Annotated in this window: 19 protein-coding genes; 9 read left to right on the top strand and 10 right to left on the bottom strand. The window is 59.8% G+C overall.

All coding sequences use genetic code 11. The features are described 5' to 3' along the window. Positions 1-200: 200 nt before the first annotated feature. Positions 201-1,280, top strand: a complete 1,080-nt coding sequence (locus JOE33_RS01665; RefSeq protein ID WP_010429584.1) for a polyamine ABC transporter substrate-binding protein — start codon at positions 201-203, stop codon at positions 1,278-1,280. Between the two features lie 6 nt (positions 1,281-1,286). On the opposite strand, the gene JOE33_RS01660 is transcribed toward JOE33_RS01665, so the two are convergent. From JOE33_RS01660 to JOE33_RS01650, 3 genes are read right to left on the bottom strand one after another with little or no spacing between them, the layout of a single operon-like run. Next, on the bottom strand, positions 1,287-2,000 hold the full coding sequence (locus JOE33_RS01660; RefSeq protein WP_187625602.1) for an ABC transporter ATP-binding protein: 714 nt from the start codon (positions 1,998-2,000) through the stop codon (positions 1,287-1,289). 3 nt (positions 2,001-2,003) lie between these two features. Continuing rightward, complete coding sequence (locus tag JOE33_RS01655) at positions 2,004-2,852, bottom strand: ABC transporter permease (RefSeq protein WP_122693982.1); 849 nt, start codon at positions 2,850-2,852, stop codon at positions 2,004-2,006. Next, positions 2,849-3,859 (bottom strand): aliphatic sulfonate ABC transporter substrate-binding protein, encoded by a 1,011-nt coding sequence (locus JOE33_RS01650; protein WP_096131137.1) that lies wholly within the window; start codon positions 3,857-3,859, stop codon positions 2,849-2,851. Before JOE33_RS01650 ends, JOE33_RS01655 begins: the two co-directional genes overlap by 4 nt. Before the next feature lie 477 nt (positions 3,860-4,336). On the opposite strand from JOE33_RS01650, the gene JOE33_RS01645 reads away from it, so the two are divergent. Then, positions 4,337-5,023: a hypothetical protein gene (locus JOE33_RS01645; protein WP_096101573.1), complete on the top strand. Its 687-nt coding sequence runs from the start codon at positions 4,337-4,339 to the stop codon at positions 5,021-5,023. Between the two features lie 20 nt (positions 5,024-5,043). Here the strand turns inward: JOE33_RS01645 and JOE33_RS01640 are convergent, their stop codons facing one another. From JOE33_RS01640 to JOE33_RS01630, 3 genes are all read right to left on the bottom strand, one after another. Beyond that, positions 5,044-6,039 (bottom strand): aldo/keto reductase, encoded by a 996-nt coding sequence (locus JOE33_RS01640; RefSeq protein WP_187625601.1) that lies wholly within the window; start codon positions 6,037-6,039, stop codon positions 5,044-5,046. 419 nt (positions 6,040-6,458) lie between these two features. After that, positions 6,459-6,869 (bottom strand): hypothetical protein, encoded by a 411-nt coding sequence (locus tag JOE33_RS01635; RefSeq protein WP_054993648.1) that lies wholly within the window; start codon positions 6,867-6,869, stop codon positions 6,459-6,461. Next, positions 6,850-8,013: a polymorphic toxin type 44 domain-containing protein gene (locus JOE33_RS01630; RefSeq protein ID WP_054993647.1), complete on the bottom strand. Its 1,164-nt coding sequence runs from the start codon at positions 8,011-8,013 to the stop codon at positions 6,850-6,852. The genes JOE33_RS01635 and JOE33_RS01630 overlap by 20 nt, the downstream gene beginning before the upstream one ends. A 467-nt stretch (positions 8,014-8,480) precedes the next feature. On the opposite strand from JOE33_RS01630, the gene lexA reads away from it, so the two are divergent. The 5 genes from lexA to JOE33_RS01605 are packed head-to-tail and all read left to right on the top strand — an operon-like array spanning position 8,481 to position 15,155. After that, positions 8,481-9,098 carry a transcriptional repressor LexA gene (gene lexA / locus JOE33_RS01625; RefSeq protein WP_122693987.1) on the top strand — a complete coding sequence of 206 codons (618 nt, stop codon included), beginning with the start codon at positions 8,481-8,483 and terminating at the stop codon, positions 9,096-9,098. Further along, entirely contained in the window at positions 9,098-9,718 is a 621-nt protein-coding gene (imuA, locus tag JOE33_RS01620; protein ID WP_163031774.1) for a translesion DNA synthesis-associated protein ImuA, read from the top strand. The genes lexA and imuA overlap by 1 nt, the downstream gene beginning before the upstream one ends. A 7-nt stretch (positions 9,719-9,725) precedes the next feature. Beyond that, positions 9,726-11,156: a DNA polymerase Y family protein gene (locus JOE33_RS01615; protein ID WP_187625600.1), complete on the top strand. Its 1,431-nt coding sequence runs from the start codon at positions 9,726-9,728 to the stop codon at positions 11,154-11,156. Then, positions 11,153-14,248, top strand: coding sequence for an error-prone DNA polymerase (locus tag JOE33_RS01610; RefSeq protein ID WP_187625599.1), 3,096 nt, complete (start codon positions 11,153-11,155; stop codon positions 14,246-14,248). Before JOE33_RS01615 ends, JOE33_RS01610 begins: the two co-directional genes overlap by 4 nt. A gap of 55 nt (positions 14,249-14,303) precedes the next feature. Beyond that, complete coding sequence (locus JOE33_RS01605; protein ID WP_187625598.1) at positions 14,304-15,155, top strand: DUF1989 domain-containing protein; 852 nt, start codon at positions 14,304-14,306, stop codon at positions 15,153-15,155. 4 nt (positions 15,156-15,159) lie between these two features. Here the strand turns inward: JOE33_RS01605 and JOE33_RS01600 are convergent, their stop codons facing one another. Both JOE33_RS01600 and JOE33_RS01595 read right to left on the bottom strand, forming a co-directional pair. Continuing rightward, positions 15,160-16,089, bottom strand: coding sequence for a magnesium transporter CorA family protein (locus JOE33_RS01600; RefSeq protein ID WP_096131132.1), 930 nt, complete (start codon positions 16,087-16,089; stop codon positions 15,160-15,162). A gap of 4 nt (positions 16,090-16,093) precedes the next feature. Further along, on the bottom strand, positions 16,094-17,680 hold the full coding sequence (locus JOE33_RS01595; RefSeq protein WP_010433988.1) for a RimK family alpha-L-glutamate ligase: 1,587 nt from the start codon (positions 17,678-17,680) through the stop codon (positions 16,094-16,096). Positions 17,681-17,773: 93 nt separating this feature from the next. On the opposite strand from JOE33_RS01595, the gene JOE33_RS01590 reads away from it, so the two are divergent. Then, positions 17,774-18,922 carry a GNAT family N-acetyltransferase/peptidase C39 family protein gene (locus JOE33_RS01590; protein ID WP_187625597.1) on the top strand — a complete coding sequence of 383 codons (1,149 nt, stop codon included), beginning with the start codon at positions 17,774-17,776 and terminating at the stop codon, positions 18,920-18,922. Then, a complete protein-coding gene (locus JOE33_RS01585; protein WP_187625596.1) occupies positions 18,919-19,821 on the top strand; it encodes a polysaccharide deacetylase family protein in 903 nt (300 codons plus the stop codon). The genes JOE33_RS01590 and JOE33_RS01585 overlap by 4 nt, the downstream gene beginning before the upstream one ends. Before the next feature lie 19 nt (positions 19,822-19,840). On the opposite strand, the gene JOE33_RS01580 is transcribed toward JOE33_RS01585, so the two are convergent. Next, the gene (locus JOE33_RS01580) at positions 19,841-21,100 is read right to left on the bottom strand and encodes an amidohydrolase family protein (protein WP_209924026.1); all 1,260 of its coding nucleotides are present in this window, start codon (positions 21,098-21,100) and stop codon (positions 19,841-19,843) included. Beyond that, positions 21,097-22,407, bottom strand: coding sequence for an MFS transporter (locus tag JOE33_RS01575; protein WP_187625594.1), 1,311 nt, complete (start codon positions 22,405-22,407; stop codon positions 21,097-21,099). The genes JOE33_RS01580 and JOE33_RS01575 overlap by 4 nt, the downstream gene beginning before the upstream one ends. Positions 22,408-22,587 lie beyond the last annotated feature (180 nt).

Raw genomic sequence — 22,587 nt, 5'->3', positions numbered from 1 at the left:
GTTCTGGAAAAATTTTTTATGACGCAGCACAAAAAAATCAATTATATGAGCGTTGTCATTAGAAGGTATTAATGGGCACGCTCCATGCATTTGCAGAGCCGCTACCGCAAGTCCTTTCAATGGAATGAATTTGCTGTGACGAAGATGGTTTTCGTGCCGGGTCTGGGGCAAGCTGTCGCTATTGACCCGAGGAACTGCACATGCTGAAAAAATCCCTTGCCGCACTGGTGTTGCTGGCCTCGACCAGTCACGCGGCGGAGACGGTCAATATCTATAACTGGACGGACTATATAGCGCCGGACACCCTGAAGAACTTCGAAGCCGCCACCGGCTTCAAGACCACTTACGAAACCTTTGAAACCAATGAGGCCCTGAACGCAAAGCTGCTGGCTGGCCACTCCGGCCACGATGTGGTTTTTCCGTCCATTCATTTCATGGGGCGACAAATCCAGAGCGGACTGCTTAAAACCCTCGACAAGCGGCAGTTACCCAACTGGAAAAACCTCAATCCGGTCCTGCTCAAGGCCCTTGAGAGCAGTGATCCCGGTAATCAGCATGGTTTTCCTTATCTGTGGGGCAGCACCGGCATCGGCTATGACTCAGTCAAGGTCAAGGCCATCCTCGGCAAGGATGCACCGCTCGATTCCTGGGATCTGGTACTCAAGCCGGAAAACATGAAAAAGCTCGCCCAATGTGGTGTTGTATTTCTGGATAGCGCACCGGCTCTTTTGCCGATCACCCTCAATTACCTTGGCTTGCCGCCACACAGCGAAGTGCCTGACGACTACCGCCAGGCGAAGGCGGTACTGGACAGCGTGCGGCCGTACGTGCGCAATTTCAGTTCTGCCGATTACATCGCCGACCTCGCCAAGGGCAGGATTTGTGTCGCTGTGGGCTATTCCGGGGATATTTCCCAGGCTCAGGAACAGGCGCAGAAAGATGGCAATGGCTTCACCATCGATTATGTCGTTCCGAAGGAGGGCGCGCCCATGTGGTTCGATATGGCCGCCATCCCGGCTGACGTCACCGATACCAAGGGTGCCTACGCGTTCCTGAATTACCTGCTGCGCCCCGAGGTGATCGCCAATATCACCAATACCGTGCATTACGCCAACGGTAATGAAAAGGCAGACGCGCTGATAGGTCCCGGCCTGTGGACCGATACCACGGTGTACCCGGACGCCGACATGTTGAGCCGCCTGTTCGTGATGTCTCAGGTTTCGGACACTACCGATGCGTTGCGCGAGAAGCTCTGGGGCACATTCAAAGCTGACAGGTAACGCTGCTCAGATGACATGAGCCTGCTGCAGTTCGGTCAGCGCCTGAGCCTTCAACCGGGCCAGCAGCGGATCGCGACGATCCCTTGGCGTCTGCAGCCCGACCGGCAATTCATGGGTGATTGTGCCGGGACGGCTGCCCATCACCAGCACGCGGTCGCTCAGGTACAACGCCTCGTCGACATCATGAGTTACCAGCAACAGGGTGATGGCATGGCGCGCGGCCAGTTGCAACAGCAGGTCCTGAAGCTTCATCCGGGTAAACGCATCGACTGCGCTGAAAGGCTCATCCAGCAGCAACACCGCCGGGTGCGAGTAAAGGCCGCGCGCGATGGCCACGCGTTGCGCCATGCCCCCTGACAATGCTTTGGGCAAGGCGTCGGCAAAACCGGACAGGCCCACTTCTTCGATCAATTGACCGACCCAGCCGCGGTCGTAGCGGTCATCTTCACTGAAACCGATATTCTGTGCGACGGTCAGCCAGGGCATCAAGCGCGGCTCTTGAAACACGAATGCCACTTCGCCCTGAATACGCTGCACCGAACCACGAAAGTCCTGCTCCAGGCCGGCGACAATCCTCAGCAGCGTGCTTTTGCCACAGCCGCTGGGGCCCAGCAGGCTGACGATTTCACCTGATTGCAGCGACAAATCGATGCCGTGCAGCACGGTATTGCCCGCGAACTCCTTGTGCTCGACGCGTATGTCCATCAGTGATTGCGACATGTATCAACCCTCGCGGCTTTGCCCGTTGAATGTATCCCGCCAGGCCAGGAAGCGCTTTTCCAGGCGTGCCAACAGGCCGTCGCTGAGTTTGCCCAGTGTCGCCAGGACGATGATGGCCGCCAGCACGATGTCCGGACGTGAGGTTTCGCGTCCGTCACTGAGCAGGTAGCCCAAGCCTTTGGTGGCCGCGATCAGTTCGGCGGCCACCAGAAACATCCAGGACAGGCTCATGCCGCTACGCAAACCGGTAAACAGGCCGGGCAGGGCGGCGGGCAGAAGAATGCGCCGGGTCAGACGATAGCGGCTCAAGCCATACATCTGGCCGACTTCTACCAGCTTTCGGTCAATGCCTCTAATTGCGGCCACGCCGTTGAGGTAGACCGGAAAGAACGCACCAATGGCAATCAGCACGATTTTCGATGTTTCGCCAATGCCCAGCCACAACAGCAGAAGCGGCACCCACGCCAGACTCGGAATGGAGCGAAGCCCGGCGAATGTCGGCTCCAGATACGCCTCTGCCTCCCGACTGAGCCCCACCCACGCAGCAAACACCAGGGCCAGGCTCGCGCCGATCACAAAGCCGCTGAGCACACGCAACAGACTGGTACTGATGTGTTTCCACAACGCACCGTCCGCCAGGTCGCGCAGGGTCAGCACGATCTCGCTGGGCGCTGGCATCTGGTAGGCAGGCAGCCAGCCGATGCGTACGATAATTTCCAGCAGGACGATGATCACCGCCGGCACCACCAGCCCCTTGAGTGGCGTTCTGTAGCGCAGCCAAAGCGTAGGTTGCCCCTTGTCCGGCAATGTTGTCTGCGCTGAGGCAGGCAACGCTTTGTCCCGGCTGGTCATGGAGTGGCGATCACGGCTTTGGAGAATTCAGGTGTGATCAGTTGATCGATGACCTGTTCGACATTGACGCCTTTGCGCACCAGATCCTCCGCGACCAGAATCGGCGCTGCGGCCTTGGACGCCTCGACGTCTTTCGCGCTCAGTTGCGGGCTGCTCAGGTCTGTGCGGGTCAATTGCAGCCTGGCGACTTCCAGCGGCAGGCCCGACTCGGTCGCCAGCAGTCTGGCCAGCTCATCAGGGTTATTCACTGCCCATTCCCGAGCCTGTTCATAAGCGCTCAATACTGTCCTGATCGCTTGTGGATGTTCTCTGGCGTAGGTTTCCGTGACGCTCAGTACGCCATAGCTGTTGAAGTCCTTGTTGCGGTAAAGCAGGCGCGAGCCGGACTGGATTTCACTGGCCGCCATGTGCGGGTCAAGGCCTGCCCAAGCATCTACGTCACCTTTTTCGAGGGCTGTTCGCCCATCGGGATGCTGCAGGTGCAGCAGCTCGACATCATCCTTGTTCAGCCCGGCCTTCTGCAGCGCGCGCAAGGTGAACAGATAAGGATCGGTGCCTTTGGTGGCGGCTATTTTCTTGCCTTTGAGTTCGGCAACCGACTTCAGGGGAGAATCCTTGCGCACCACCAGAGCCGTCCATTCTGCCCGGCTGTAAACATACACCGACTTGATCGGGCTGCCGTTGGCCCGGGCCAGCACCGCAGACAGGCTGGCCGACGAAGCGAAGTCGACGCTGCCGCTGTTCAGGTACTCCAGCGAGCGGTTGCTGCCCTGACTTAACACCCAGGTGACTTTCGCCTCCGGCAGGGCTTTCTCCAGCCAGCCAAAATGCTTGAGCGCCAGGCTGACCGGCGAATAGTAGGCGTAGTCCAGGCGGATTTCGGCAGGCGCGGTCTCGGCGGCCTGCACCGCGCCGTTGAGGCTCAACGCCAATACACAGGTGCTCGCCATCCAGCGAATCAGCGCGCGGGGAGACAACAACCGAAAAGAAACGGGGGGTTGTGGCATAGTGGCATCCAGGTCAGGAAAACAGAGCTGCAGCGACCGGTTGGTATATTCCAAAACAGGCAGTTCGCAGGGCGTGAAATTCGGAAAAGGAATATTGCACGCTCTATGCCAAAGACCAGAGTGCTGAAATCCCGGGGGCTTTACGTGGTTTTCCAGCGTCCTTGATGTTGATCTGACAGCAGCCTGTTGAATAGCTGTTGCCAGGCAGACAGTCGGGTTTGGTAACTCATCTCTTGACGATTTTTTGACATTTCCCCTGTCTGTCAGACGGTTTTTTTCGCCGGTACTGCAACAGAATCGTTTTTTGACACTCTTAATCGTCCACATTCTTAATTTCGAAACATGTGCGCACTAAGATTCGCGCGTGACTCTGTTTGACTGATCCGCCGAAATTTCCAGGGCGAGCTGCACAAGCCTGCGTATTCGCACCAGCCAGACGGCTGTCCCCTTTCAAATGCGCACCGGACTCAGAAAATAATGAATATGCCGAAAATGCCTTCCATCACCCGTCTTCAGCGCCGTCTCGCGTGGTGCTTCTTCCCCTCCGTGCTGGTGGCTTCTGCCCTGGTCCTGTTCACCATGGGCAAAGGCGTCCATGCAGAACCCAAGAATGGTACCCAGACACTGGTGTTCCTCCGGCATGCCGAAAAACCGGCCATGGGGTTGGGGCAACTGAACTGCCAGGGGCTCAACCGGGCGATAGAATTGTCGGAAGTCCTGCCCAGGGAGTTCGGCAAGGCTGATTTCATTTTCGCTGCCAACCCGAGTCGACACGTGGAAGAGGGTGAGGGCGACTTGTCCTACAGCTATGTTCGTCCGCTGATGACGGTAGGGCCCAGCGCAATCAAACTGGGCCTGCCCGTCAACCTCGACTTCGGTGCCAACGACACCGCAGACCTGGCCGATGAACTGATGCGGGACAAGTACCACAACGCAGTCATCTACACCGCGTGGTCGCATGGCTATCTGCCGGAGCTGATCAACAAGGTTGCTGAAGAAGCGTCCGGCAAGAGCACCAATCTGCTGGATGACTGGACAAACGACGATTTCGACTCGGTGATTGTCGTCACCTTGAAATGGGTCGATGGCAAAGCCACGCTCGATTACAAGAATCAAAAGCAGGGCCTCAACAACGGCACCCAAACCTGCCCTGAAGCGACCTGATGTCGAGCCGCAACGGCCTTTCAGCCGTTGAGCGACTTCATCGACGCCGCGTTATAACGCTCGCCGGATGCCGACCCCTGAGCCGGAAAAATCGTCTCCAGCTGGGCAATGTCATCGCTACTGAGCGTCAATGAAGCCGCTGCCACGTTGCTTTCCAGGTACTTGCGCTGTTTGGTGCCAGGGATCGGAATGATGTCATCTCCCTGGGCAAGCACCCAGGCCAGCGCCAGTTGCGATGCGCTGATGCCCCTGGCCGTAGCCAGTGCCTTGACCTTCTCGACCAAGTGCAGATTGCGATTGAAGTTTTCGCCCTGAAACCGTGGGGTGAAGCGACGGTAGTCATCGGCCGCGAAATCGTCCGGGGTGCGCAATTCACCGGTCAGAAACCCCCGGCCCAGCGGGCTGTACGCCACGAAGGCAATACCCAGGCGACGGCAGGTGGCAAGCACGCCATCCTGTTCCGGATCGCGTGACCAGAGTGAGTACTCGCTCTGCACGGCCGCCAGCGGGTGCACCGCGTGGGCCTTTTCGATGGTCGCTGCACTGGCTTCGCAGATACCTATGTGGCGCACCTTGCCGGCCTTTACCAGTTCGGCCATGGCGCCAATGGTGTCCTCGATGGGCACCTTGGGGTCGACACGGTGCTGATAATAGAGATCAAGGTAATCGGTGTTCAGCCGCTTCAGACTGGCGTCGATGGACTGGCGAATGTACGCCGGGCTGCCATTGACGCCACGTGCATGCGGGTCGTCGCCACGCACGATGCCGAACTTGCTGGCCAGGTAAATACCTTCACGCTTGCCCTCGAGGGCACGGCCAAGCAAGGCTTCGTTAGTGTACGGGCCGTACATGTCCGCCGTATCGAAAAAGGTTACACCCAGCTCCAGCGCGCGGTGCAAGGTGGCGATGGATTCCTTTTCGTCGATACCGGTGGTGTAGAAGTCCGACATTCCCATGCAGCCCAGCCCGAGGGCTGATACGTGCGGACCGTGGTTACCCAGTTGGCGCGTCATCACAATGAGTTCTCCTGACGTTTTAAAGAGCGGTCAAGTCTCTGCTCTTTGGTTGGCGCAATAAACCGGGTGATTGTGATTTCACTGTTGGGAAATTCCGAATAATAGTATTCGCGGCGAGGGACCCCATAAATGCTTTAGATATGCTTTTTGATCGCGAAGGAACCCGACGAAGTCGGGCCGGAAACGGAGAGGGGACTAATGAAGTGCCGGTTAAGGTCTGAAGGGGGCCGATCGCCCCGGACACTGTTTTAGACGAGCAATAACGTCAGGCACCGTTTTGGTTGTGTCGATCCTGCCGATATCATCAAGATAGATGTCTATCGTACTGCCCCATTCAGGCGTGATGTCGATGCTTGATTTTCTTTGCATGTGTGCTCAATGACACCTGCTCCCCATTCCTGGGTGGCTGATTGGGCACCTTAAGGCCGGAAAGGATCAGCGTCACCCTCACATCGCTTTAAGCGAGCAATAACGCCAGGGCCAGTTTTAGCAGTTTCGATGCGGCCTCTGCCATCGAGGTAGATGTCTATCGCGCCGCCCCATTTTGGCGTAATTTCGATACACCTGCGCAGACTCTTTTCATTCCACCAATCGAAGCTCATAAAGAATTTCTCATTGGGAAAAATATGCCCGGTATCGTATGTGCCCTGACCCGGAAGCATTCCTTCTTTATGAATGTTGTGCTGGGTGTTCCAGATTACACGAAGCTCGTCTGTAGCTTCTTTAGAATAATGGACACGAACGACAGGAGTCGCCACGTACCAGAACAGCGCTGGAAGAATTATGCATGCCCCAATAAAATACCGAGCCTTAATATGTTTCACAGACATGGACACTGGCGCCATCTCCCCATTCTGACGGTGTGACCGCGAGTACTTCGTCCATGATCATCCTTGCCGTGACGCCTCCGGTTGGATTCTCATGGAAGAGTTTCACGCCAATGCTAATAGAAATCCGATCCGGGACGTCATCCCATGCGCGCAGCCCTTCTACACCCTCAGTGGCATGAGGCCCTTTGAGCCTCTGATCTTCTTTGGCTTCGAATATCTGCTCTCCCCACCGGCGTAATTGATCTGAAGCAATCTGCTCGACACCAGCGCCGTCTAAAAGGGCGCTCTCACTGAGTCCTCCGGCCATACCCACATAACCGTAATGAATGTTGGACCAGATATCGTAGTAGTAGTCGTACTTGCCTTGCCTGTGGCGATACATGCCAAACTTCGCGTGGATCTTCGATTTGTGGTCCCAGTCACGACCTTGGCCTACTCGCTCAGTCCAAAGGGCCATGGCTGCCACCACATTTGAAGCGCCGATAGCTTGAGGGTTGGTGTTCCCTATTTGGGCGTACCAGGGCAGGTCCATTCTTTTACGAGTCTCTTCCGCAACGTCATAGCTGAGCAGTTCTTTTATCTTCAAGACGGAGGAGTGGTGGATATTATTATTCATCTCGTCTGCGATGTAGGCCGCCAGCTTCTCCATCATGTTCGGATGCGTGCAGCCTTCAGGTCCATCATTTGGTACAGCTTCCTCTTCAGGCTGTTCACGGGCCGCATTTGGAGCTACCAAAGCGTTCGCCGCCAAGGCTTTCTCTGTGAGCTTCGGGTCAGACAACAAGATCGCCATCTTCTCGTCGTCCACGGAACCGTCTGGCCGGAAGGCCCCCAGCGCCATGAAGTTAATAATGGTCGCGCCACCAGCATCACCCATGACGAAGCCGCCACCAACATTGCCTGAGCCCGTGATGATTGTCCCGCCGTGACTGGTTGGGCTTCCTAAATGGGCCATAGGACGGCCATTCACTTGAATAGAGGGGAAACCTGAAGTGATGACCGCCCCGCACCCGCAGGAATCACCCACACGTGCCGCGCCCATGCCGTTGATGTTGGCATCACCGGATGCAGAAGCGATAGGCGTTGTACCGTGACCCGGCAATGGGCAGGCGTGCCTGTCGCCCAATCGAGCTGAAGAAATCATTGCAGGCCGTCCTTGCGTCTTTGATCCGTAGACAATAACCAGCGTTTAGTTGACGCATGGGAGGCTATCGAGAACGTGAAAGACGGTCTGTAGGAGGAGTCTTAATTTTCGCGAAGTGCCCTGAGAATCAGGTAGAAAAGTCGGAATGACCCCACTGTGAGCGAACTCTCATCAGCTCTGTGTTCACCAATATTCCTTGTCAAGCCTGCGTGGGTATCTGTCGTGCGCCTCTGGATGAGGAGTTTTGATGCGCCCTCGGGTGTGACAAGTCCTGTATCGAGCGGTGTTGCAAGCTGTTGGTCAACGCTTGCTTACCCCTTTACGATCCAGCTACCTCGCAGAACCACTGTGTGACGCAATGGTTGTATTTGAACGTTATGCCCTCTGTGCGTCTGCCCCTGAGCTCATAATCCCTACGCTCCAATCCGACAAAGCGCGCTAGCCACACAATACCGAATGGAGTACAAATGTACTCCATGAGCACATTATCTCCTCGACGCAGCGCCATCCTTACCTTCATCCGCGATCGCATCGCGCAGCAGGGGCAATCACCGAGCCTGGCGGAAATTTCCGAGGCCTTCGGTTTTGCTTCGCGCAGCGTGGCGCGCAAACACATTGTGGCCCTCACTGAAGCCGGGCTGATCGAAGTGGTACCGCATCAGGCCCGGGGGATTCGCCTGCTGAACAGTGAGCCGCGGCCCGAATTGCTGGAAATTCCGGTGCTGGGGCGCGTGGCGGCGGGCGCACCTATCGGGCCTGATCTCGATATGCACACCACGCTGCATCTGGACCGCAGCACCTTTACCCGTGTGCCGGACTACCTGCTGCGCGTGCAGGGCGACTCGATGATCGAGGACGGTATTCTCGATGGTGATCTGGTTGGCGTGCATCGTAACCCACAGGCCAGTGACGGGCAGATCGTGGTTGCCCGTCTGGACGGCGAGGTGACCATCAAACGCCTGCAACGCCGCGCCGACCAGGTGCGCCTGTTGCCGCGCAACCCGGCCTACGAACCGATCATCGTCACGCCCGATCAGGACTTCGCCATCGAAGGTGTGTTCTGCGGGCTGGTGCGCCGCGAATGATGGGCGCGGTGGTCAGCCTGGACGCCTTGCTGGATGAGCGCAGGGTCTGGAAAGGGCGTCAGCAGAGCGCGCCACAGATCAGCCAGCAGCCCAGTGGCCATGCGCTGCTGGACGCTGCCTTGCCCTCCGGCGGCTGGCCTGCTGCGGCCCTGACTGAAATCCTCATCGCGGCCAATGGCAGTGGCGAACTGCGCCTGCTGTGGCCGAGTCTGGCCCGGCTTTCCGCACTCGGTGAGCGCATTGTGCTGGTCGCACCGCCCTATATTCCGTACCCACAGGCCTGGCTGGCCGCCGGCGTCGATCTGCGCCAGTTGGTGGTGATCGAGGCGACTACCCGCGATGCCTTGTGGGCCGCCGAGCAATGCCTGCGCTCCGGCAGCTGTGGCGCGGTGGTGTGCTGGCCCGGCATGGTCGATGACCGTGCGCTGCGCCGCTTGCAGGTGGCTGCCGAAACCGGGCAGACCCTTGCCTTTGCCTGTCGTCCGCAGCAGGCCGCCGCCAACCCTTCACCTGCGGCCCTGCGCATATCGATCGATACCCGTCCTGCACAGTTGCGGGTACTCAAATGCCGGGGCGGACTTGCGCCGCCTTTTCCCATTCCGTTCCCGACCGACGCTTGAGGTTCTTATGCTCTGGGCCTGTGTCTTGCTGCCGCAACTGGCGCTGGACGGCGTCATGCGTCGTCACGTCGACCGCGATGAACCGCTGGCGCTGATTAGCGGCAGTGCTCAACGTCGCGTGTTGCAGAGCGTCAATCCGGCTGCGCGTGCGTTGGGTCTGAAAGCCGGGCAGTCGCTGACGGCAGCACAGGCACTGGTGCCGAATTTCACCACGATCGAGCATGACCCGGCCGATATCGAGCGCTTGCAGCAACTGCTTGCGGCCTGGGCCTACGGTTTCAGTTCCAATGTCAGCCTCAAGTACCCGCGGGTGCTGCTGATGGAAATCGAATCCAGCCTCAAGCTGTTCGGCCCCTGGCCGGTGTTCGAGGCGCGTTTGCGTGAAGAGCTGACCACGCAGGGTTTCCGCCATCGCATCGTGGTCGCGCCCAACCCGATAGCCGCACGGATGCTGGCCAACATGCATGACGGGCTGAGCATCGACTGTCCGCATGAATTGCGCCGCCGTCTGGAGCAGATGCCGCTGGAACGCATCGGCCTGAGCCGCGAAATCGCTACCGCCCTGACACGCATGGGGCTGCGCAGTGTGCGGCAGGTGCTGGCGCTGCCACGCGAGACGCTGGCCCGGCGGTTTCCGGCCAGCGTGCTGCAGCACCTCGATACCTTGCTCGGCGAGCGCCCCGTGGCGCTGGAGTGCTACACGCCGCCGGACTTCTTCGATGTACGCATCGAGCTGAATTTCGATGTCGAGTCCCATCAGGCCCTGCTGTTTCCGCTCAAGCGGCTGATCGCCGATCTGGCTTTGTTCCTGGCCGGACGCGACAGCGGCGTGCAGCGATTTTCCCTGCACCTCGAGCATGTGCCAGGGCTGGAGACCGTCGTGCCGGAGACTGTCGTGCCAGTCGGGCTGCTGAGCGCCGAGCGCGATGCGTCGATGCTCTTCGAACTGGCCCGCGGCAGGCTGGAACAGGTGCTGGTAGCGTCGCCGGTACGTGCCGTGCGCCTGCTGGCGCGAGACTTGCCGGATTTCGTCCCGGCGCACCGTCAGTTGTTCGATGAGCGCGTGCAGCAGACCTTGCCCTGGGAGCAATTGCGCGAGCGTTTGCGGGCGCGTCTGGGCGACGAGTCGGTCAATGGTTTGCGCGCCCAGGCCGATTATCGTCCCGAATGTGCCTGGCAAGCGCATAGCAGCAGTAAACCGGTCCTGCCGGCCAGAGGCTTTACGCGTCCGGGCTGGCTGCTGCGCGAGCCTCAGCCGCTGCCGGTGCAGGCGACCCGCATCGTGGCCGGGCCCGAGCGAATCGAATCCGGGTGGTGGGACGGCGGCGATGTGCGCCGCGACTATTACCTGGTCGAAACGGCCAGTGGTCAACGCGCCTGGGCGTATCGCGCGGTTGGCGAGCAGGGTGAACTGCTGCTGCATGGCTGGTTCGCATGACCAGCGAATACGCCGAGCTGCATTGCCTGTCCAACTTCAGCTTTCAGCGGGGTGCCTCGAGCGCACGCGAGTTGTTCGAACGGGCGTTGCGTCATGGCTACAAGGCGCTGGCAATCACTGACGAATGCACCCTGGCCGGCATCGTACGCGCCTGGCAGGCGTCCACAAGCACCGGTCTGCCGTTGATCGTCGGCAGCGAAATGCACATCGAAAACGGCCCGAAAGTCGTCTTGCTGGTGGAAAACCAGACAGGCTATGAGGCGCTGTGCAAATTGATCACGGTCGCGCGCCGCAGGGCCAAAAAAGGTGAATACCGCTTGTTGCGCGAAGACTTCGAGCCTGCGCCTGACGGGTTGCTGGCCCTCTGGCTGCCGGACCTCGACGGTGATGCTCAAGCCTGTCTGGCAGGCGGACGCTGGTTGCGTGAGCGATTTGCCGAACGCCTGTGGCTGGGTGTCGGGCTGCACCGTGGCCCGGATGACGAGCAGCGGCTGGCCGACCTGCTGGCGCTGGCGCAATCGCTGGGTATCCCGGCAGTGGCCAGCGGTGATGTGCACATGCACGCGCGTGGCCGGCGCGCTCTGCAGGACACCATGACTGCTATCCGCCACCACACCACAGTGGCCGAGGCAGGCCACCTGTTGTTTGCCAATGGCGAGCGCCACCTGCGGCCTCTGGATGTGCTCAGCGAGCATTATCCAGACTGGTTGCTGGCAGAGTCGGTGCGTATTGCCCGGCGCTGCACGTTCGACCTGGGCGATTTGAAATATGAATACCCGCATGAACTGGTCCCCAAGGGCCAGACCCCCACGTCCTGGCTACGTGAACTGACCGAGCGCGGTGTTCGCCGGCGCTGGCCGGGTGGCCTGACACCGGCCACCCGTGCGCAGGTCGAGAAGGAACTGGCGCTGATCGCGGAAAAGAAGTTCGACAGCTACTTTCTGACCGTGCATGACATCGTCGAGTTTGCCCGCAGCCAGCACATTCTTTGCCAGGGACGCGGCTCGGCGGCCAACTCGGCAGTATGTTATGCGCTGGGGATCACCGAACTGAACCCGGAAAAGAGCAATCTGCTGTTCGAGCGCTTCATTTCCAGAGAGCGCAACGAGCCGCCGGACATCGACGTAGATTTCGAGCATGACCGCCGCGAAGAAGTCATTCAGTACATCTTCCGGCGCTATGGCCGGGGCAGGGCAGCACTGACTGCCGTAGCCAGCACTTATCACGGTTCCGGCGCAATGCGTGACGTGGCCAAGGTGCTGGGCTTGCCGCCAGATCAGATCAATGCTCTGGCAGAAGCCTTCAGCCGCTGGAGCGATTCACTGCCGTCGCCTGAACGCTTGCGCGAATACGGCTTCGATGCCGACACGCCGATCCTCAAGCGCGTGCTGGCGCTGACCGGCGAATTGATCGGTTTTCCCCGGCACCTGTCGCAACACCCGGGGGGATTCGTGATTTCCGAACACCCGCTGGACACACTGGTGCCGGTCGAGAACGCCGCAATGGCCGATCGCACCATCATCCAGTGGGACAAGGACGATCTGGACCTGGTCGGCCTGCTGAAAGTCGACATTCTTGCACTGGGCATGCTCAGTGCCTTGCGCCGCACGTTCGATCTGGTGCATTTGCACCGTGGCCAACGATGGACCCTGGCGACTCTTCCGGGCGACGACCGGAAAACCTACGAAATGATCAGCCGTGCCGACACCATTGGCGTGTTTCAGATCGAGTCTCGTGCGCAGATGGCCATGCTGCCGCGCCTCAGGCCGGAAAAATTCTACGACCTGGTCATCGAGGTCGCCATTGTCCGGCCAGGGCCGATCCAGGGCGATATGGTTCACCCGTACCTGCGGCGGCGCAATCGCGAAGAGGCAGTCACCTATCCGCCCAAGCTTGAATCGGTGTTCAAGCGGACCCTGGGGGTGCCGCTGTTTCAGGAGCAGGTAATGGAAGTGGCCATTCTGGCTGCCGACTACACGCCGGGCGAAGCGGACGAGTTGCGTCGCGCAATGGCCGCGTGGAAACGTCACGGCGGGCTGGAGCCGCATCGCGAACGGCTGCGCACGGGCATGCTGAAAAACGGTTACGAAGCGGACTTTGCCGACCGGATCTTCGAACAGATCAAGGGCTTTGGCAGTTATGGGTTTCCCGAGTCGCATGCTGCCAGTTTCGCCTTGCTGACCTACGCCAGTTGCTGGCTCAAATGCCACGAACCGGCAGCGTTCACCTGCGCGCTGATCAACAGCTGGCCGATGGGGTTCTATAGCCCGGATCAGTTGTTGCAGGACGCGCGCCGTCATCACATCGAAATCCGCCCGGTGGATGTGCGCTACAGCGACTGGGATTGTTCGCTGGAGCCGCTCGATCATTCTGACAGCACGCGCAATCTGGCGATTCGTCTCGGGCTGCGCATGGTTCGCAGCTTTCGTGAAGAAGATGCCTTGCGCATCGAAGCCGCGCGCGCGAAACGGCCGTTTGTCGATGCCACGGACCTGACGGTGCGCGCCGAGCTGGACTCGCGCGCCGCCGAAGCACTGGCGGATTCCGGTGCCTTGCGCGGCCTGATCGGCCATCGGCACCGGGCGCGCTGGGAAGTGGCCGGGGTTGAGGCCCAGCGCCCGCTGTTCGACGACCTGCCCAGCGAAGAAACCCAGGTGATCTTGCCGCTGCCGACCGTGGCCGAAGACCTGGTGGCCGACTACACAACGCTGGGTACTACCTTGGGTCCACACCCGCTGGCCTTGCTGCGCAGGCAACTGGCTGCCAAGCGCTTTCGCAGCTCACAGGACTTGTTACACCTGGAAAACGACCGGACCCTCAGCGTGGCGGGGCTGGTCATTGGCCGTCAACGACCGGGCACTGCGAGTGGCGTGACCTTCGTCACCCTTGAAGATGAGTTCGGCATGGTCAATGTGGTGGTCTGGCGCGACCTGGCCGAGCGTCAGCGCAAGGTGCTGGTGGGCTCGCAATTGCTGCAGGTGTTCGGGCGACTGGAATCGAAAAGCGGGGTGCGGCACCTGATTGCCCAGCGCCTGTACGACCTGACGCCGTTGCTCACCGGACTGGATGTGCGCAGCCGGGACTTCCAATAATCGGGCCTGCAATTTGCAGTATCAATCGGCACATCCTGCCATCGAGAAGCCCAGTATGTACAAAGACTATCCAGCCGCTTACCAGGTCAGCAAAGGCGCGGCGCTGCAAGTGGACACTGCCTTTTATGAACGCATCCGCACGAATGCGCAACAACGCACCCTTGTCGAACAGTTCGAAGTGCCGATTCGTACCGGGCGGGCCTGGAAGGTCAAGGCCGGCCAGGTGTTTCGGGTCACCACACCGGTTGGCCCGCAAGTCGGCGATTTCAATGTCTGGAACGCCAACGATCCCCGCGAGCGGCTGTGGGCTGCGCGCACGCGGCAGTTGCAGGGCGCGCATGTCAGCACCAATGACCGGTTGTGGTCGAACCTGCCGTTTTTGCGGCCAATGGTAACCATCACCGATGACAGTCTGGCCAGTTACGGAACTGACGAGCATGGCGGCCGCCTGCATGACCTGCTCGGCACGCGCTGTGATCCCTACGTCAACAAGATGCTGACCGGCGAAGACTTTCACCATCACTGCCATTCCAACCTGACCCGCGCAGTGTTGCCGCACGGGCTGACCGAGTTCGATGTGCACGATGTACTGAACATCTTCCAGTGCACCGGCCTGAACCATGACGACCTGTATTTCATGAAAGCCTGTCCGGCGCAGAAGGGCGACTATCTGGAGTTCTTCGCGGAAATCGACCTGCTATGTGCCTTGTCGACCTGTCCCGGTGGCGACCTGTCACTGCCGATGTGGGGGCCAGATGCGCAGGACCCGTTGAGCGTTTGCCGGCCGCTAGGCGTGGAAATCTATAGTCTTGACGCGTCGCTGCTTGACGGCTGGCAGTCCCCCGAGCGCGCGGCTTACAACGGCTTGCATGGTCTGCAGATTGCCAAAGCCGATTGGGAGCAATAGCCGCTCAGGCCGCGCGAGCCATTCTGCGCAGCCCCCAGACCATCACCGCCCCCATCCCGAGCATGGCCAGCAGCAGTGCCGGGTAAGCCACCCACCAGTGCAGCGGGGCGGTCATCATGCTGAATTCCGACATGCCACCGATCCCGGCAATCAGGTTCAACGGCAGAAACACCACATTGATCAACGTCAGTTTGCGCAGCAGGGTGTTGGTGCTGTTATTGACCAGATTGCCGCGCGCATCCATCAGACCGGCGAATACCGTGGAATAGATCTCCGCCTGTTTGTAGCACTGGTCGTTCTCGATGATCATGTCGTCGATCAACGCCAGGCTGTCGGCGGCGTATTGCCTGCCTTGCGCATGATTGCGCAGACGCGTCAGCACCGCACCGTTGCTGTGGATGGCGTTGATGTAATACACCAGACTTTCGCTGAGGTTGAACATCTGCAGCAAATGGCGGTTTTCCAGTGAGGAGTTGAATTTCTGCTGCAATTCCCGGGCGACCATCTTGATGACTTTCAAATGGCCCAGATAGTGATGAATGTTGTTGAACAGCAGCTCCAGAAGGATATCGAGCGGCTGGTTCAACGGACGGTGAGCCCCCAGCGCGCTCAAGGGTTGCTCGTCATCACAGATCAGCACCAGATGGTCCCGGCCCAGCAGCACGCCAAAGGATGAAACGTCGAACGAGAAACTGTCCTTGCCCGAATAGTTTTCGGGACGTTTCCAGATAACGAACAACGCATCAGGGTGAAACTCGATGCGCGAAATTTCGTCCGGGTCGAGTGCCGAGGCAACGGCGTGCTCATCAAGGTGGAATCGCTCAAGCAATAATCTGCGTTCTCCGGCATCAGGTTTGCTGAACCACAGCACCTGAGCCTTTTGCGGATCACATGCCAGCAACTGGTTGTTGTCGAGTTTCAGGCCCTGAATCATCGTTTCACCATGCCTGACCGAGGCGTTTGAGCTCCAGACGACGGACAAACTCTTCCAGCACCAGGCTGTACAGATCATCCTGCAGATAAGCGTCTTCGATGCCAGCATCCAGGTTCGGGTTGTCGTTGACCTCGATCACCACCACTTGATCGCCTGACTGTTTCAAATCCACGCCATACAAGCCGTCACCAATCAGGTTGGCGGTCTTGAGCGCCAGTTCGACCACGGCGCGCGGCGCTTCGTGTACCGCCAGCGTGCGGCATTCGCCAATCACCTCGGCACCGATCGCCTTGTGGTTGTAGATCTGCCAATGGCCCTTGGACATGAAGTACTGGCAGGCGAATATCGGTTTGCGATTGAGAATGCCGATGCGCCAATCGTACTCGGTGTAGAAAAACTCCTGAGCCAGCAGCAATACCGAGTGCTCGAACAGCTGGGTCGTCGCCGTATGCATTTCCTCGGGCGTGCTGACCTTGATTACACCTCTGGAAAAGCAGCCGTCGGGAATCTTCAATACCAGCGGGAAGCCCAGGCGTGTAGCCACGTGCTGCAGTTCTTCGGGGCGGTCCTTGTAGAGAATTTCCGTCCGCGGCATGCCCAGATCATGGCTTTTGAGCAGGTCGGTCAGGTACACCTTGTTGGTGCAGCGCAGAATCGAGGTGGAGTCATCCATGACCACCAGCCCCTCGCTTTCGGCTTTCTTGGCAAACCGGTAGGTGTGGTTGTCGACGCTGGTGGTTTCGCGAATCAGCAGCGCGTCGTATTCGGCCAGGCGGGCGTAGTCTTTCTTTTCGATCAGCTCGACATCGATGCCCAGGCGCTGACCGACGCGAATGAAATTGGCCAGCGCCTGAGGGTTGGAAGGCGGCAGCTGTTCCTGCGGGTCATGCAGAATCGCCAGGTCGTAGCGGGCCATGCGCCGCGAACTCGGCTGGCGCCAGACGTTGCGGCTGAAGCCTTCCAGCGCCGTGGCGAACTCATCCTGCTGATCCTCACGCAAGCGCGGTAGAGCACCGGCCTTGATACCTGCAATGTGCCAGTTGTCGCGCTTGCGAAACTCCACCATCAGAATCGGACAGGGGAAAACTTCAAACAACTGACGGGCAAGATCCTTCAACGGCTCAAGTGTGGTCTGGCCGAAGTACAGTGTCAGGGTAAACCCTTCGGTGTCGTCATAGGGATGATCCTCAAGTGCGGTCTCCAGCAACTTGTCCAGGTCATCGAGGGCCAGGCCGTAGAGTGACTTGCGGGTCAACTCGCTGATGGTCTTTACCGAGGGAATGACATTGTGTTGGCGCGCTTCGGCCAGCAGGGAACAGTAATAACCGTGGCCCAGGTATTTGTAGCTGCGGCACAGGTTGATGACTTGCACACGCCTGCCTGCCGTGGCTTTCAGCGGTTTTTCCAGATAGTCCTGGGCGCTGATCAAGTCTTCGCTGGGGAAGTAAGATGCCCAGTCTTCGAGCCGTTCGACAATAATCACCAGTTGCCTCTGCGCTGCAAAGAGTGTTGTGGGGTCTGCACGTCTGGTTGTTGCTGAAAGCGCAAGTTGCGCAGATACTTCGTTCATCTTCACCTGTGCCGCTGACATGTGTAATCGATCCGATGGGAAACAAGTCCTTTCTATTAAGCATGTGCTTTTTGAAATGTCCCGTTTCGTTACACAACTTTTACGGCGGTGGAGATGGACTTTATATTTCGAGATGCAGTTGAAACCGATGTCGACGACTTGCTGCTTCTGGAGAACCAGTGTTTTGACGGCGACCGTCTGACCGCGCGCAGCTTTCACTGGATGATCCGTCGCGCCAATGCCAGCCTGATCGTCGCCGAGCAGGCCGGACAGCTCACCGGCTACGCGCTGGTACTGTTTCATCGGGGCACCTCGCTGGGGCGTTTGTATTCGCTGGCGATTGCCGATGCAGCGCGGGGCAAGGGGCTGGGCAGGCAGTTGTTGCAACGTGCCGAGCAGCAGGCCGTGGGCCGCGACTGCGCTTACCTGCGCCTCGAGGTGCGCCCCGATAACGGCGCGGCCATCGGGCTTTACGAGCGCAGCGGTTATCGGCGTTTCGCTCAGGTCGACGACTATTACCAGGACCATGCCCCGGCATTGCGTTACCAGAAGCGCATCGTTGAACACGCCCGGCTGGACAGCCGCTCAGTGCCTTACTACCAGCAGACTCTGGAGTTCACGTGTGGCCCTGCCTGTCTGTTGATGGCCATGAAAGCCCTGCAACCTGCGCGCTCGATGGGGCGTGCCGAAGAATTGCAGATCTGGCGCGAGGCGACCACGGTGTTCATGACCTCCGGCCACGGCGGCTGCAGTCCTCAGGGGCTTGCGCTGGCGGTTCTTCGACGGGGCTTTGCGGTGAAGCTGCTGGTGTCGGTCTCAGGCCCGTTGTTTCTCGGCGGCGTACGCAGTGACAACAAGAAACAGGTGATTCGCCTGGTTCACGAGCAGTTCTGTGATGCGCTGCAAACCGCCGGTGTGCAGACACTGCCCAATCGCTCGCTGAACCTGCCAGGCCTGCTGGCAGACGGCGGCAAGCCGCTGGTGCTGATCAGCAGTTACCGCCTGACACGCTCCAAGGCACCGCACTGGGTGATGGTCACCGACTGCGACAGCGATTTTGTCTACCTGCACGATCCTGATATCGATCACAGCCTGCATCGGCAGGCCATCGACTGCCAGCATATGCCGGTAAGCCATGCAGACTTCAACCGCATGAGTTGTTTCGGTGCCGATAAACTTCGGGCGGCAGTGATTGTGTTTGCCGCGCCTGTGGCTGATCATGCGTGCGCTTCAGCAGATCGGCCACAGGATTCCCTACCGTGATCAAGTTCGTGCTCAAGGCTTTTTGCGTACTGGCCATCGCTGCGAGCCTGTCGGCCTGCATCAGTGCGCCGATCCCCCTGACCGCGAAAACCACCGCGCAGCTGCAGCAACAGCCACCGGTGCGCTTTCTGCTGACCTTCGACGATGGCCCGAGCGCCTCAACGTTCTACAACCCCAGCATTACCGTGCTCGACAGCCTGGCCGACAACCCGCTGCAGCCGGGCATCAAGGCGGTTTTCTTCGTGCAGACTGGCGCAACCGGTGCGGGTAACAGCGATCAGGGCCGGGCGATCATGCGCCGTCAGTATGAAGAAGGGCACCTGCTGGGCTTTCACACCGCCACGCCGCATCACACCAACCACCGTTCGCTGAGTGATGAGGCGCTGGAGCAATCCCTGACCCAGGGCTGCGCGATCATTGCCTCGATCACGGGCGTGCCGACCACCTTGCTGCGTCCGCCGTTCTGGAACTATGACAAGCGCACGTTCAGCGCCTATCAGCGCCACCATCTGCAGGTACTGCTCACTGACCTGAGTGCCAATGACGGCAAGATCTGGGGCTATAACTTCAGCCTGCGTCGCCGCTCCAACATGGTCAGCCAGCTCTCGCAGGTGCGCGAGCGGATTGCCGCCGGAGAACTGCCTACGGTTGATGGCGTGACTCCGGTAGTGGTGACCTTCCATGACCTGAACCGCTACACCGCGCGGCATGCGCGGGAGTACCTGCAGATTCTGGTCGACAGTGCCGCGCAGACCGGCGTGCGGCTCGCCGACAAGCCGTTCTATGACGACAGCGCGCAGTTGCAGCGCGCGGCACTGGCCCGAACGGTCAAGGGAGCGGGCGAGCCTGTCAGCTTGCCCGGTGTGTGGAACTGGATCTGGGACCGCAACGCTCACTGACCACGACTACGACCACGCGTCAGGCCAGGGTGTTCTTGCGCACCTGACCGCCCTGGATAATCATCGCCAGGCGCTCGCCCTGACCGACCAGGCAACTGATGTCGCTCAGCGGGTCGCCATCCACCACCAGCAGATCGGCCATCGCGCCGACGGCTATACAGCCCAGTTCGCCTTCACGCTGAAGGATCTGCGCCGCGACACTTGTGGCACTGCGCAACGCTGCCAGATTACCCAGCAGTTCGGCGCGAATCTTCAACTCATGAGTCTGGTACTCGTGCATTTCCCCCAGTAAATCCGAGCCATAGCCCATCGGTACGCCCGCTTCGGCGAACAGCAGCAGGGCATTGCGCCCGGCCTGACGCACATCCTCGATCTTGGCGACCGAGTCTGCAGGCAGGCCGAAGCGTTCGCCATATTCGGCGAGCATTTCGTAAGTGACCTGGGTGGGCACCGCGAATGCGCCTTTTTCGGCCATCAGCCGCGCGGTGTCGGCATCGACCAGGTTGCCATGTTCGATGGTTCTGACGCCGCATTCGATGGCGCGGCGAATCGCCCGGGCGGTGTAGGCGTGGGCCATGACGTACGTGTTCGCGGCGGCGGCCTCGTCGACGATGGCGCGGATTTCAGCTTCGCTGTATTGGGTATTGGCAATCGGGTCGGTTGGCGAGGACACACCGCCCGAGGCCATGATCTTGATCTGGTTGGCGCCTTGCTGCAGCTCTTCGCGCACCGCCAGGCGCACGTTGTCGACGCCATCCACCACGCGGGCAATGGCCCCGGCACGGAAGCAGCAGGAGCAGGGCTCGTTGAGCAGCAGTTCGCCGCGCGCACGCATGTCGCCATGGCCGCCGGTCTGCGACAGCGCCTTGCCCGATGCGAAGATGCGCGGGCCGGGAATCAGCCCCATCTGAATCGAACGGGCCAGCGCCCAGTCAGCGCCGCCGGCATCGCGCACGGTGGTAAAACCACGGTCGAGCATCGCCGCCAGAATCGGCAAGGCGCGGTACATGATGATTGCGTTGGGTTGCAGGGCGTTCATGCCCAGATTGGCGTTGGAAGCCAGCACATGCACATGGCAGTCGATCAGACCGGGCATCAAAGTTTTGCCACCCAGATCGATGACCTGAGCGCCAGCCGGGGCCGGTTCACCCTCGGCGTGCACCTCGACAATGCGCTCACCCTCGATCACGACCTCCTGGCCCGAAATCAATTGCCCTTGTTGCACGTCCAGCAGGCGGCCGTTGCGCAGGATCAGGCGTGTGGATTCAGTGGTACTCATTGGTAAGCTCCAGACAAAGGTTGATGGGCCGCAGGCGCACGGTCGTGATAAAGCAGTGCGCCAATACCGCTGACGATGGCGGCGAACATGATGTAGAAGGCCGGCGCCAGGTTGCTGCCGGTCGAGGCAATCAGCCAGGTGATGGTGAAGGTGGCGAAACCGCCGAAGATCGTGACGGCGAAGTTGTAGGCCACCGAAAGTCCGGTGGACAGCACGTGGGTTGGCAGCAATTCACCGAAGGCTGCGAGGATCGAGCCGATGTAAGCGGAAATCAGCAGGCCGAGCACCAGCTCGAAGACCAGCAGTGAAAACAGCCCCGGCATCTGATTGATGAACAGAAACATCGGGTAGGCGCTGAGGAAGATGGCAATGGCCGAGCCCAGCAGCCAGGGGCGATGCCCGCTGCGGTCGGCCAGGGCGCCGACAATCGGCGTGGCGACGATCAGCACCGCGCCGCCCATCATGCCCGCGCTGAAGCCCATCCATGACGGCAGGCCGAGCACGCGCTGGGCGTAGGACGGGATGTAAAACAGGATGGCATAGGTGCAGACGGTCCAGAGCACGACCAGCGAAAAGCTGATCAGGGTCTGTCGCGGGTAGGTCTTGATCAGTTCACGCAGCGGCGACTCGACCGGTTTTGCAGCCTTGTAGGCAGGTGTCTCGTCAACCCGGCTGCGAATATAGAAGCCGACCGGCCCGATCAGCGTGCCGATCAGAAACGGCACCCTCCAGCCCCAGCTTTCGAGCTGAGCCTGGGTCAGGTGACTGGAGAGCACCGCGCCCAGCGCGGAACCCAGCAGCACCGCGACGCCGATGCTGGCCTGAATCCAGCTGGAGTAGAAGGCTTTTCTGCCCTCAGGCGCATGCTCGGTGAGAAACGCCGTGGCGCTGCCCATCTCGCCACCGGCAGAGAACCCTTGCAGCAGGCGCGCCAGGACAATCAGCAGCGGTGCCAGATAACCGATCTGCGCAAAGCTGGGCGTCAGCCCGATGATCAGCGTACCCAGCGCCATCAGCAGGATGGTCAGCGACAATGCCGCCTTGCGCCCGCGCTTGTCGCTGTAGATGCCCAGCACAATGCCGCCCACCGGGCGCATGAAAAAGCCCACCCCGAAGGTTGCCAGCGCCAGCAGGTAAGAAGTCAGTTCGCTGCCAGTGGGGAAGAACACCTTGGCGATGATCACCGAGAAGAAGCTGTAGACCGTGAAGTCGAACCATTCAAGGCCATTGCCGATGACAGTGGCGATCACCGCGCGGCGTGCCTTTTGTTCATGGGTGCGTGAAGCAGAGGATTGTGGTGTGCTCACTGGATAAGCTCCTGCATGCGATACACGCAGGGAAGCCCCCTGCATCGGCTGCATTGATTGAGGGGCAGGGTGGGTGTGAGTGCGGCTGAGTCAGGTCTTTTTGCCCGTTTCAGTCGAGAGTAGGCGCTGGACCGATTTTAAGAAAACGCTTATTACGCAGATTTGCATGCGCCAGGCGCA

Source organism: Pseudomonas sp. PvP027 (genome assembly GCF_017833005.1).
Classification (GTDB): Bacteria; Pseudomonadota; Gammaproteobacteria; order Pseudomonadales; family Pseudomonadaceae; genus Aquipseudomonas; species Aquipseudomonas congelans.
This window is presented reverse-complemented; position numbering and strand designations above follow the sequence as displayed.